Raw genomic sequence first — 13,747 nt, 5'->3', positions numbered from 1 at the left:
TGGGTCGAATTTCAGGTAATCAAAAGGGAAAAAAATAGCCCTCTTGATTTTTCAAAAGGGCCAAATTTCATTAAAAGAAAAGTTTAATATATCTATTCGCTTTTTATACTTTTCACCGGATCAGCCCAAGCTGCTTTGAGCGATTGGGACATAACTGTGATACCAGCTATTATTCCTGCGATAAGACCGGCCCAAAGGAAAACGGTCCAGCCTATTCCAATTTTATAAGAAAAATCTTCTAGCCAGCTATTCATTCCAAACCAGGAGATTGGAACTGCAATGACAAATCCGATCAATACCAACTTCATAAAGTCTTTCCCTAAAAGAATCAAAATATTATTTGTTTCAGCTCCCATCACCTTCCTAATTCCAATTTCACGAGTTCGCTGTGCCGTGGCAAAAGTGGTTAAGCCAAGTAGGCCAAGTACGGAAATCAATACTGCCAAGGCTGAGAAGAACATAAAAATGGTTTTCACTCTTTGCTCCGCTTCATATTGTTGATTAAATCCTTCATCCACAAAAATCGGTTCAAAAGGAAACCCTGGATTTAGATCTGCCCATTCAGCTTGTAAATATGCCATTGTCTCCTCTTTTCTAGAAGCATCAATTTTTAAACTCACTTGATTTGCTCGATCTCTACTAGCTGTAATCATAAAGACAATGGGTACTATGGGTTGGTGGAGAGATTCAAAATGAAAATCTTTCATCACACCAGTAACAAAACCATTTCTGCCCCCATAATTAAATTTCTTACCTACAGCTTCTTCTGGACTAGACCAACCTATGTCACGGATGGCAGCTTCATTCAAAATAAAAGCTTCTGAAGAATCACTCGCCATCTTGAAATCAAAGTCTCTTCCAGCCACAATCGGAATCCCATAGGTTTTAATGAATTCGTGTCCCACATGGATATCTGCTATTCTAACATCAAGTTGTGACATTTCACCATTGACTTCTGCACTTCCACCCTGTGAATCGAGCAATCTTCCAGATGGAACTCTACTTGAGATCGATACTCCTTTGATTCCAGGATTATTGAGAAGACGATCCTTAATAATCTGATAATTTTCAATTATGGCAGTACTTACCGGTAGAACCACAATATCTTCTTTTTCAAACCCCAAATCCTTTGATTGCATAAAGTCTAATTGCCTTACTACCACGATGACTGCAACTATTAGTACCACTGAGATTGCAAACTGACCCACGACTAAAAAAGACCTAAAGTTTTCATGGCCTTTTCCAGCTTTAAAAGCTCCTTTTAAAACTTTAGAAGGAGAAAATCCAGAAAGAAATAATGCTGGGTAACTTCCCGCTAAAAGCCCAACTCCTATCGCCAATCCAATCATAACCGCCAAATATTCGGGGTTTTGGATAAAATTTAAGCTCAGTTGTTTTTGAGTGAAATCCGAAAAAATTGGCAAGAAAATGTAAACGATAAGGACTGAAATAATCAAAGAAATAAAAGTCAAAACAAATGATTCTCCCATAAATTGTTTGACCAATCTTCCTCGATCCGCACCCATGACTTTTCTCAATCCTACCTCCATAGATCTTAAGGAAGATCTTGCTGTAGACAAATTCATGAAATTGATACAGGCTATCAATAGAATGAAAAGAGCCACTGCAAAATAGACGTACACATAATCGATATTTCCATTAGCTTCAATTTCAGAATCGAGATTTGAATACAAGTGTATATCCTTTATAGGCCATAAATGAAGTTCTGTGACCTTAGACATAGGAACCCCCGCTTGAGCCTCACCCATATTTCTATCAATCAAGGCAGGTAGTTGAGATTCCAATGCTTTATAATCATACCCTTCGTTCAGCAGCACATAGGTAGAGAAACTATTGCTTCCGAAATTCTGCATAAAGGGTTCCAACCCTCCAAAAAATTGAACCACAGGATTCATTGTAGCAATAAAATCAGGATGCATGTGAGTATTGTCTGGAATATTTTCAAATACTCCTCGCACTTGAAAAGTCAGTGTTAAACCTTGTACTTCTCCGATTAATTCTTTCCCCACAGCAGGAGCATCTCCAAAATACTTTTTGGCCATATCCTCTGAGATTAAAACTCCATCTGATTCATTTAAGGAGGAGATAGGATCCCCCTCGATCATATTCCATGAAAAAACATTAAATACTTCAGGATCCGAAAAGAAAAACCCTTCTTCAATAAATGAATTTTCTCCTGATTTAATCAAAAGATCAGTATTAAAAAGTCTAACGGCCTCTTCCACCTGGTCCGCAAAATCAGATTTAATCAAAGGCCCAAACGGGGGAGCCACATGGCCTAAATGTAAACTTACCTCACCATCAAGATTATACCAATTTCTTGAAACACGATAAATCCGATCAGAATTTTCATGGTAATTATCGTAGCTCAACTCATGCTGTACAAACAAAAAAATCAGAATGCTGACAGCCATTCCGATAGACAAACCCAGAATATTGATAAAAACGTAGAGGGGGTTCTTCTTCGCGTTTCTAAAAACTATTTTGAAGTAATTTTTAAACATATCTAATAGGGTTTGGTGATTTATTTAAGCTTGAAATGCAGGGTATTGAAATTCCAAAACCCCACATCCCTAAGCTTTGTGCTGGGTTTATTCTTATTTTCTGATGACTTTTCCAGAGCCAGAGCTCGCCACAGATTGGTTGGTAGGTTCACCTTTGATATATACATTTCCTGAACCGGAAGAGGCAACCTTCAGATCTCCTTCTACACCAATTGAAGTAGAACCCGAGCCTGATTTACCTATTTTGACATCCTCAGCCATCAAATCCAAGGCATCGAAAGAACCTGATCCTGATTGACCAATATTGGCAGATTCGCAAGTCCCTCCTTCGATCATAACTTTTCCTGATCCGCTCATTCCAACGCTTAAAGTTCGGGTATCAACATCTTGCATTTTGATATTTCCTGAACCCGAGTTCCCTATAGAAAATGAACGAGACTCAATGTCAGAATCCACATCCATATTTCCTGACCCGGAAAGGCCAATTGCCTCAAGCTCACGTAATGTGACATAAGCTGTAAAATTCACATTATTATGTCTTCCTTTTTCAGTTTTGATTTCAAGCTTTCCATCCTTAACTTCTGTAATCACTTTATCCAAATCAAAGCCCTTGGAAACTAATTTAACTTCATCCTTATTTCCTAAAGAGATGACTACATCCCAAGATCCGGATGAATTGACTTTTGTAAAATCACCAGGCGTCCTTACTTCAGTTTGTGCTTGTGCGGTTGTACCCAATAAAAATAAAAGGAATACAAATCCATAAATAGTTGAAAGTTTCATTTTTAAATAGATTAGTTGGTTACTTATTATAATCCAGAGACTGTGCCAAGCAACAAAAAACCCTCCCAGAGGCCTGAAAGGGTCATTCAAAGATTAAACTTGTCCGCAAACTTCAGTTTTTGACCGCATGCGAACAAATAAACTGTAAAATATTTCCAATCGCTTTTCCTAGTTGAGAAAGGATTTTTTTAGGGAGATAATGAGGACTTTAATCCTAGTTGACAGATTTGTATATTGAGTAGAATAACAGCCCATAACCTCATGATCCATCTATTTTTTTTCTGGTTCAATTTCTTGTTTTTTTAGTTCAAATTCTCCTGATTTTGAAGAACAAACCATTGATTCAACTATTTCAATAGGATATGGTGTGGTGATCGGTGACGTAGATGGTGATGGAAAGCAAGATTTGATAGTAGCAGACAAAAGCTAATTTGTCTGGTATCACAATGGTAATTGGAAACGTTTTATTCTAACCGAAAACCTCACTGAAAAAGATAATGTATGTATCGCTGTTCGTGATATCGATGGAGATGGCAAGGTGGAAATCGCTGTTGGAGCACAATGGAATCCTGAAGAAACTAGCGATGAATCCCAATCTGGATCTGTTTATTTTCTGATTCGACCTTCAGACCCTACCCAACTTTGGACTCCTGTCCATCTACAGCATGAGCCTACTGTCCATCGAATGTATTGGGTCAAAACTTCTTCAGATAAAGCACTTTTAGTAGTTCTTCCATTACATGGGAGAAGAAATAAAGGTGGAGAAGGAAATGGTGTTAAAGTAATTGCCTACGAAATGCCAGAAAATCCCAAGGATAGCTGGAATACTCAATTAATTGATCAATCCATGCATTTGACTCACAACATGACGGTTAAAGATCTGGGTAATGCTGATGGAGAAACAATTTTTATAGGAGGAAAAGAAGGTGTCAAATCTTTTTCTTTTCGAAACGGAAAATGGCTTCCTACAAATAGCAAAAACTCAATTATCGAGAATTATTCTTTTGGTGAATTAAGCATCACAGATTTACCTAAAAACCAATTACTATTAACAGGAATAGAACCAATGCATGGCAATCTAGTTTCGGCATACATTTACTCCAACCGAGAATTAGAAACAACTAACATGTCAAGCGTAGTGTTGGATGAAAGCCTAAAGAAAGACATGGAATCGTCACTGGTGATTTTTTGGGGATAGGTACGATACAGATTCTTGCCGGTTCCCGGGTACCAAATGATAATGGAGAATTTGGAATCAAACTATAGATCCTACAGATGATTCTTATACAGAATTTAAAACCCATTGGATCGATCAAAACGGGATGGCTTGTGAAAGTCTGACTTCTGCTGATCTTGATGGAGACGGAAAACTGGACTTAATTGCAGCTGGAAGAGCTACCAATAATTTAAAGATTTATTGGAATCTAAGGTAGCGGTAGATAAGTAAGAATTTGGAATTATTTTAGAATAATCCCAAATCCTGAATTCTCCTACTCACTTTTTAAATAGTCTACTGGATTTGAAGCGGCAGTCTTAAAACTTTGGTAACTCACAGTAAGCCAAGCGATAAGAATGGACAGCATTCCTGCACCAAAAATCAGGGGCCAACCTATGGAGGTTCTAAAAGCGAAATTTTGAAGCCAATACTGATCCATGACATAATAGGCCAAGGGCCCCGAAATGACAAAAGCAATCAAAACTAAAACGGTAAAATCCTTACTCAGCAAAGTAACCAAATGAGGCATTGTTGCTCCCATTGCCTTACGGATACTAATTTCCTTTGATCGCTGCTCGGTGGTATATGCTGCCAACCCAAATAGGCCCAAGCAGGCAATACTGATTGCCAGGACTGTAAATACCAAAATGATATTACCCATATTCTTTTCGGACCGGTAAAGGGAATCAAAATTTGAATCCAAAAAAGAATATTCAAAAGCAGCCCCATTTGCATGTTTTGACCAAAGCTCTTCGATTAAAGCAATCCGATCAGTAATATCACCAGGATTTAGTCGGATAGCCATTTCTTGATAATAATCTGGTGCAATCCCCATAATCAATGGTTCTATTTTTAGCTTGAGATTATCATAATTAAAATCCTTAATCACCCCGATTACTTCCCTTACTTCGTTGGTATCTGCATCAAAATACCCAGAGATTTTTTGCGTTCCGTCTATCTCTGTCCAACCTATCTGTTTGAATGCACTTTCATTCACTATCAAGGCCGAGCTGTCGGTTGGAAAATCTTCAGAAAAAAATCTTCCTTGCACCATCTCATACCCCATGGCATCAAGGTGATCCTGGTCCACCCAATTCATCGTAAAGAGATAATCTTGCTCGGTATCGACCGCTCGGTACACAGAGGTCCAATCTATTTTCGGAGGCAAATTATTTGCGAAGGAGGCTGCAACAAAGCCTGTATTCGACAATAGGTCCTGCTTGAAAGCTTCAGCATTATTTCCCAAAGCCTGGGTATGAAGCAAGTTGATCACATTTTCTTTGTCAAAACCTAAATTGACTTCCTGCATATAGGTCAGCTGCTTATACACCACCAAACTGCTGATGATTAGGCAAATAGAAACAATGAACTGAAAAATAACCAAGCCATTTCTAAAGCCAGATCGCTTGGCTCCTTTTCTCACTTTTCCCTTGAACACTTCCGAAGGAGAAAAGGATGTCAAGTAAAAGGCAGGATAAGAACCAGCCAAGAGTCCTACGAAAAAAAGAAAGGCAAAAAAACCTAGGAGTAAAATTGGATCGAGAAAAACCATCCAACTCAAATTTTTACCTGAAAGGGCATTGAATGGCTGCAATGCTACCAAAATAAAAATCAAAGCCAGAAAGCCAGAAATAAAACTGTAAATCATGGACTCAGAAAGAAACTGTCCCACTAGTGAAGTTCGACCTGCACCGATGGATTTCCTTACTCCTACCTCCTTCGCATGATTAGCTGATTTGGCCGTGGCAAGATTCATGAAATTGATGCAGGCTATCAGAATGATAAAAATGGAGATGGCCCCAAATATGTATAGGTATTGGATGTTGCCCGGCGTAGTCGGTTCTTCAGAAAGCTCAGAGTACAAATGGATATTCTCTAAAGGCATAAACCCATAGCCGACATTATTTCCCTGGGCTCTGAGCTCATCCATGGAAAAGCCAAGATACTGCTCAATCTCAGGACCAAAATATTTTTCAATAAAACCATCCAGAGATGCCTGTACATTACTCAAATCCACCTCAGGATAAGTCCTGAAATAAGTATATAAATTGTTGCTGGACCAATTCTCGTTTTTCAAATACTCCCAGCTATCTCCTGAGATGATCATATCATAAGTGAGATGGGAATTTGATGGAGGATTACTGATCACTCCTGTAATTTCAGTAGCAGTTTTGTCTGAACCACGTAAAAGAATCTTCCCTATTGGGTCTTCATCTCCAAAGTATTTTCTCGCATTATCTTCGGTAATTACTATTTTATTTGGACCATCCAAAACTGTGGCTGGATCTCCCTGAAGCAGCTCAAATCCAAAAAAATCAAAGAAGTTTTTCTCAACCACCAGCATACTTCCCTCTGTGAAAGTGAGTTCTTCATATTGAATTGGAACTGACTCCCATTGTCCTACCCTAAGGGTACTTTCAACTTCAGGAATTTCTTCGGCCATAGCAGGTCCAATAGGTGCACCAGTCATGGCCATGTTGAATTCATTACCGTTAAGCTTTCCGGTAAAATCGACTCTATAAAGATTTTCACTTTGTGGATGAAACTGGTCATAACTCAATTCGTCAGCTACAAATACAACGATCAGTACACTGGCGGCTATCCCAAGACTAAGGCCCAGGATATTGATAGATGCATACACTTTGTTTTTCTGCAGTGTGCGAAAGACGATTTTCAAATAATTCTTCAGCATGTTGGGTTGGTTTAGTAGTCAAAACAGGAATTAAAAAAGCTTCCTACTTTACAAGATGCCACTAAAGACAAAAAGGTTGCACCTGAAGGACTTAATTATGAAGAAAAAGGCAGGACTTAAACGCTAAGCTTTAAGTCCTTATTCGCTTTTCAGACTTTTTACCGGATTTACTATTGCTGCAGAAATTGCCTGATAACTCACTGTCATCAAAGCTATTGTTAAAGTCACTAGACCAGCTATTAAGAAAACAGTAATCCCTAAGTCAATTTTGAATGCAAAACTGTCTAACCAGCCTGACATGACAAACCATCCGATCGGTACTGAAATCAAAAACGCAATTCCGACAAGCTTTGCAAAATTGATTGACAACAAGAATACAATACTGGGAACAGATGCTCCCAATACTTTTCTAACACCTATTTCTTTGGTTCTCAAAAATGCTGTATACGCTGCTAATCCAAACAAACCGATGCAGGCGATCAGAATAGCTAAAATTGAAAACACAGCAAGAATTTGTCCCGAGACCTGTTCATTTTTATACAATTGAGCAAGGTCATTATCTAAAAAGAAATAGGAAAAAGGACTTCCATCTGATAATTGAGTCCACTTTTCCTCCACTTTTTCAACTAAACTAGATTGATTTTCTCCTTCAAAACGAACTGTGAGGAAATTCTCAAAGCCAATTGGCCCAGTCACATGAAATATAGCCAAAGGAGTGACTCTTGCATGAAGAGATTCAAAGTTAAAATCATCAACTACCCCGATTACTGTCAATTCTCTCATCTCATTTTCTCTGTTAAAATTAACATTCGTCTGCAGTTTTTGCCCGATAGGGTTTTCACTTCCAAAAAAGACTTTAACAGCTTCCCTATTTAAAATAAGGGATAATGAGTCATTGAATTGCTCATCAAAAACTCGACCCTCGATAGGATTAATTTCTAAAGTTTGAAAGAAATTGTCATCACCAGACATAGATTTAGTAGTCAGTACATCCCCTCCGCCAGGTTTTGTAAATTGAACCCCAAGGGTTCCTTTACCCGGCATACTGCTGGAAGCACCGACAGAAATAACCTCAGGCATTTTTTTAATTTCATCTTTCAACACATCTTTATTCTCCTGCCTGCCGAAACTTTCCAAGACCATTACATTTTCCTTTTGGAAACCAAGGCTGGTGGATTGAATAAATTCAATCTGCCTATTGATAATCAAAGTACCTGAAATAAGTAAAATGGCTATTCCAAACTGGAAAACTACCAGACCATTCCTCAGCCAATTACCACCTCCACTTGTTTGAAATTTTCCTTTAAGAATCGTGATAGTATTGATTTTAGATAAATGAAAGGCTGGATAATATCCTGCCAGAAGTCCGATTAATACGCCAAAAACTATCATCAAAGGAACGGCAGTGCCCAAGGCTGCCAAATCGATTCTTAAAGACTTTTCCGCCAAATCATTAAAATATGGTAAAGCAAAGCTCGATAAAACCAACCCAATGGTAAGAGAGATAAAAGTCAATACGATTGATTCCAGTAAAAACTGAGCTATTATCTGACCTCTTTCTGACCCCATTGCTTTCCTTACACCAACTTCTTTTGCCCGGTCTGCAGATCTTGCAGTAGCCAGATTAACAAAATTGATACAGGCCAAAACCAAAATAAAAATTGCAATTGAAATGAAAATATAGACATAGGTGGCATTGCCATTTGGCTTTAATTCGGCCTCCAAATTGGATTTTAGATGTATGTCTGCCAATGGTTGTAAAAAATAATTATAACCATTTCCAGCAGCCGTATAATCAGAAAATGAAACTCCTAGATTTCTTTCAATCTGACCAGATGCGTACTTTTCTACCAACCCCGGTAAAGCAGCTTCTACAGATTCTGGAGAAGCCTCAGGGCTCAATTTCAGGTAAGTATATGCTGAAAAACCCGTGAAATTCTCTTGTGCCAACCCAGGAAATGAAACAGAAGCAAACAAATAGTCGAATCTCAGATGAGAGTTTTCTGGCACATCCTCCATGACAGCTGAAACCCCAAAATCTTGACCGAAAAGTTTTAATGTTTTACCAATCGGATCAGTTTCCTTAAAAAGCCTAGTGGCAGTTTTTACTGTCAAAACTACAGTATTTGGCTCTTTCAGAGCTGATTCTTTATTTGATCCTTTTATAATTTTAAAATCAAATACATTGTAAAAATTTGAATCTGCAGCAACGATATAATTCTCTTCAATTTTTTCATCTCCAAGTTCGATTATATTACCATTTCCCAAACCAAATAAACGGGTAGATTGCTCTACTCCTTTTACTTCTTCCGCTATAACCTCTGAATAACTATCTGGAATTACTGCATAAAAATTAACATGATCAGGGTAAATTCGCTCTAAGGCGATTCGATAAATATTCTCATGACCCTTCAGGAATTTATCATAGGACAATTCATCCTTGACATGTAAATAAATTAAAATGCAACAAAGAAAACCAAGGGTCAGTCCCAACACATTAATGAAGGAATACACCTTGTTTTTTTTAAGGTTTCTTAAGGCGATTTTGAGATAATTTTTAAACATGGGGCTGGGGTTTTAAGGGCTTTTAATCAGGGATTTTTAAGATAGACTCTCGTCCTATTCAATTCAAAACATCATATATCTTAAATCATAAATCTAACATCACTCGTCCTTTATGGAGTCGACTGGATTCGACCATGCGGCTTTCAAAGCCTGCGAACCAACGGTTATAATTGCAATCAACAAGGTTAGTCCACCCGCTGCTAAAAAGGAGAGAACGGATAATCCCGCCTTATATGGAAACTCTTCTTGCCAACTTTGCATGGCATACCAAGCAATCGGAAATGCGAAAACCATAGCTATTCCTACGATGATAATGAAATCCTTGCTTACCAAACTCAATAAACTGACACTACTCGCTCCAAGGACTTTTCTGATCCCTATTTCTTTGGATCGCTGTTGTACTGTATAGGCTGCCAAACCAAATAATCCCAAACAGGAGATCAAAATAGCTAGAATACCAGCGATGGTAAAAGCCTTGCTCAGCTGCTGCTCGGATTGATATTGAGAGGCGAATTTTTCATCCATAAAAAAGTAGGTAAATGGATTTCCCGGAAATATTTCCTCATAAATACCTTGAATGGAGGCGAGATTCGAAGCCATCTGATCAGGATTTACTACCAAAGAGAAATATCCATCTGCCTGAGAAGGAAGGAAAATCATGGAGGAAATTTTCTCACGTAAAGACAAGTGATGATAATCCTTCACCACCCCAACCACTTCATATGGATCACCCCAAAGGATGTTTTTGCCGATCGCATCTGCAGGACTTTCGAAACCAAGTTCCCGAACAGAGCTCTCGTTTAAAATCAATTTTTTGGCAGCACCCCATCCTTGCTCCGCATCAGTTTTAGTAAAGTTTCTACCTGCCACCAATTCAATTTCGTAGGTAGGAATAAACTGATCGTCCATAATCATCATGGCATAGCTTTTATCTTTGTCTTCCGGCCTTGGAACCAGCGGAGTAATACCACCAGCTGAGAAATTATAACTGACACCTGGAAGCGCATTAGAAGCACCCAAACCTTTGACAAAAGACTGAGAAAGCAAACTCTGCTTGAAGTTTGCCATTTTATTCACTTTGTTTTCCCCTACATCATTGGGGCCTTCCACAATGATTTTTTGATCCAGATTCATACCCAAATTCTGGTTTTGCATAAAACTCAGTTGGTCTCGGATAACTAGAGTACAAACAATTATTCCTATAGAAATCACGAATTGAAAAACTACCAATCCCTTTTTCAGAAGTTCGCTTTCAGGAGCTTTAAATTTAATTTGAGATTTATGATCAAACTTTCCGGACAAAGCCACCACATAAAGACCGGAAACCAAGGCACAAATTCCAATCAGACCCAAAATCAATAACCAGAAAACAGGTGTCTGAAAAGCGCCAAACCAAATTCCTTTTCCGAAAACAGAGGCAGCAAAATTTTGGCCTAAGTAAAGAAACACGAGTCCTATTCCAGTAGACACTCCCATCAGTAGGATGGTCTCTACCATAAATTGCTCTGCCAGTTGCCAGCTTTTGGCACCAAGAACTTTGCGCATTTTTATTTCTTTGATCCGAGTTAAAATACTCGCAGAAGACAGATTCAAATAATTCACGTAAGCGATACCTAGGATCAAAAAAGCCATTACTGTAAATACTAAAATCGTAGAAAGATTTCCGTAAGAAGGAAGCGGATCAGAGATACTTGCTCCTAAATGGATTTCAGATAAGGGCTGAAGAATTACTGACAAGTCCTCCGAACCAGGGTTTTTCCGTATAAAATCTGTGATCTGCTGAGACAGGCTTTCGACTTCAACATCCTTCTTTATCAAAGCAAAAAGATTTACAAATCCCGATTCCAGCCCATTTGGATCAGCCCAACCATTACCACTTCGATTATCAGGATTTTCCAAGGTATGAATAGACAAGAAAATATTAGATCCTATGTCAGATCGATCAGGAATTCCCTCCAAAACCCCAGTAACAGTAAAATCCAGCTTACCAAATTGGTTGCTGAGAGTAAATGATTTTCCCAAGGCATCTTCCTCTCCAAAAAACTTGGAAGCCATTTCTTCTGTAATGACTGCTGTTTGAGAGGTTTTTAAATCTGCTGTTCCCCGAAGAATCGGAAATGAAAAATCTTCAAAAAATCGACCTTCCACATAGCTTACTTCATTCTCTTTAAATGCTAAATCAGTTCCTGGAATTGCCACCAATCCTCCTCCAATAAACCCTGCCAAACGATCAACCGACTCCAAGTCCACAAACTGATCTTGAAGGATAGTTGCATATCCTGGAGGTAAAAAGATTTCCGCCTCGCCATTTCCTTCTACTACTACCAGTCGGTAGAGTCGGTCTTTGTTGGAATGGAAGTCATTGTAGGTCCACTCGGTTGCCACAAAGGCGAATAAGGCCAAGAATGTGACCAGTCCAAAAACCAATCCGACGACATTGACGAAACTGAAAAGCCTTCTTTTGCGAAGACTACGAAATGCAATTTTGAGGTAGTTTTTCCACATACATGATCCGATTTGAAAGTTAAAAAATGAAAGAATGATTCTACCATCAGTTTGAGGGATGAAGCAGTCGGGTATTTATAGAAAGAAATCCACTTTCATGCCATCCAAAAACTGTCAAATCAGTGCTTTAGGATTGGTTCTTTTAAAAATCGTCAAAATAATCGGACAAAATTGTTCGTCTACGGTCGAATTTGCATTTAGGGATAGAGTAAATATTTCAATCGCATCTTTTTATAAGCAGAAAGCTCCGGTTCCCAACCAGCCCGTATCGTTTCCATCGGTACATTGTCTATGATTTGCTGTCTGAAATCCCCTCTCCCGATCTGGATTTCGATGTTATTCATCTGGTTGCTGAGCTTCGAATCAAAAAACTTTTCCTTCTCTGGACTTGCCTGATAGAGTTCCCGGATCCATTCAAAATTGATTTGTCCCCTTTCTCTTAATTTTTCTGTGTCATAATCACGCAAATCAATTCCATAACAAACCTGATCCATAAAAAGTGGGGTTTCTGCCATTCCTTTGATTCCTGTGGGGGTAAAATGGAAGTCGTAAATATCTTTGTAGGCAGGACTACCCAAAACTGTAAAAGGGAAAAAGGTACCGCGTCCCAAATTGATATAAGTCCCCTCAAACATGCATAAGCTGGGATATAACAAGACCGACTGTGGGGTATTCAGGTTTGGTGAAGGAGAGACTGGTAAAACGTAGGGCATATCATGTGCGTAGTTGGCAACCGGGATCACGATAATATTCGCTTTGACTTGATTGGTCAGCCATCCTTCTCCATTTGCCATCCTGGCAAACTCCCCAACCGTCAATCCATGTGCCATAGGAAGGGGAAACATCCCAATTCCTGATTTATACTTCATATCGAGTACAGGACCATCGATGAGATAGCCATTCGGATTTGGTCGATCCAGTATAATCAGGGGTTTTTGGTTTTCCTCGCAGGCTTCCATCAATCGAGCAAGCGCATTGATATTGGTGTAGAAACGAACGCCTACATCCTGCAAGTCATATATCAAAACATCCACATCAGCCAGGTCTTCCTTGCTGGGTTTATTCTTCCTTCCGTAAAGCGAGATAATTGGAATTCCAGTTTGCTCGTCTATATCATCAGCCACTTTAGCTCCGGCACTGGCATTACCCCGAAACCCATGCTCCGGTCCGAATACCTTGACAATATTTATACCCAAGGTCTGCAGACTATCCACCAAATGGGATTTGCCGATGATAGAGGTCTGGTTGGCTAGAACAGCTACTCGTTTTCCTTCAAATAGTGGCAAATACAAATCCGTTTGCTCTGCTCCTGTTTTGATTTCCTGACTTTGCCTTTCGGGTTGGTTTGCAGGAAGTTTTGTAGTGCAAAAACAAAAGAGAATGCTCAATGCTACTAATGAAATGGATTTCATGTGTCGGTGGGGTAAGTTTCAGGTTTTTAAAAGTACATCATTGGCAGGA

Annotated in this window: 9 protein-coding genes; 3 read left to right on the top strand and 6 right to left on the bottom strand. The window is 38.9% G+C overall.

All coding sequences use genetic code 11. The features are described 5' to 3' along the window. Positions 1–92: 92 nt before the first annotated feature. Together AAGF08_RS03285 and AAGF08_RS03280 are read right to left on the bottom strand one after the other, a co-directional pair. Complete coding sequence (locus AAGF08_RS03285) at positions 93–2,525, bottom strand: FtsX-like permease family protein (protein ID WP_343509539.1); 2,433 nt, start codon at positions 2,523–2,525, stop codon at positions 93–95. A gap of 93 nt (positions 2,526–2,618) precedes the next feature. Then, positions 2,619–3,308: a head GIN domain-containing protein gene (locus AAGF08_RS03280; RefSeq protein WP_343509537.1), complete on the bottom strand. Its 690-nt coding sequence runs from the start codon at positions 3,306–3,308 to the stop codon at positions 2,619–2,621. Between the two features lie 268 nt (positions 3,309–3,576). On the opposite strand from AAGF08_RS03280, the gene AAGF08_RS03275 reads away from it, so the two are divergent. The 3 genes from AAGF08_RS03275 (at position 3,577) to AAGF08_RS03265 (ending at position 4,741) form a co-directional block, all read left to right on the top strand. Then, entirely contained in the window at positions 3,577–3,738 is a 162-nt protein-coding gene (locus tag AAGF08_RS03275; RefSeq protein ID WP_343509769.1) for an FG-GAP repeat protein, read from the top strand. A gap of 108 nt (positions 3,739–3,846) precedes the next feature. Beyond that, positions 3,847–4,506, top strand: a complete 660-nt coding sequence (locus AAGF08_RS03270; protein WP_343509534.1) for a hypothetical protein — start codon at positions 3,847–3,849, stop codon at positions 4,504–4,506. 124 nt (positions 4,507–4,630) lie between these two features. Then, positions 4,631–4,741 (top strand): FG-GAP-like repeat-containing protein, encoded by a 111-nt coding sequence (locus tag AAGF08_RS03265; RefSeq protein WP_343509531.1) that lies wholly within the window; start codon positions 4,631–4,633, stop codon positions 4,739–4,741. A 57-nt stretch (positions 4,742–4,798) separates the two neighbouring features. Here the strand turns inward: AAGF08_RS03265 and AAGF08_RS03260 are convergent, their stop codons facing one another. From AAGF08_RS03260 to AAGF08_RS03245, 4 genes are all read right to left on the bottom strand, one after another. Beyond that, entirely contained in the window at positions 4,799–7,216 is a 2,418-nt protein-coding gene (locus AAGF08_RS03260; protein WP_343509529.1) for an ABC transporter permease, read from the bottom strand. 138 nt (positions 7,217–7,354) lie between these two features. Continuing rightward, positions 7,355–9,781, bottom strand: a complete 2,427-nt coding sequence (locus tag AAGF08_RS03255; RefSeq protein ID WP_343509528.1) for an ABC transporter permease — start codon at positions 9,779–9,781, stop codon at positions 7,355–7,357. 99 nt (positions 9,782–9,880) lie between these two features. Then, a complete protein-coding gene (locus AAGF08_RS03250; protein ID WP_343509527.1) occupies positions 9,881–12,286 on the bottom strand; it encodes an ABC transporter permease in 2,406 nt (801 codons plus the stop codon). 197 nt (positions 12,287–12,483) lie between these two features. Then, the gene (locus tag AAGF08_RS03245; RefSeq protein ID WP_343509526.1) at positions 12,484–13,698 is read right to left on the bottom strand and encodes a DUF1343 domain-containing protein; all 1,215 of its coding nucleotides are present in this window, start codon (positions 13,696–13,698) and stop codon (positions 12,484–12,486) included. Positions 13,699–13,747: the final 49 nt, after the last annotated feature.

Origin of the sequence: Algoriphagus sp. SE2 (genome assembly GCF_039563885.1) — a bacterium.
In the GTDB taxonomy this organism is placed as follows: domain Bacteria; phylum Bacteroidota; class Bacteroidia; order Cytophagales; family Cyclobacteriaceae; genus Algoriphagus.
Note: the sequence above shows the minus strand (reverse complement) of the source record. Positions and strands in the feature narration are given on the sequence as shown.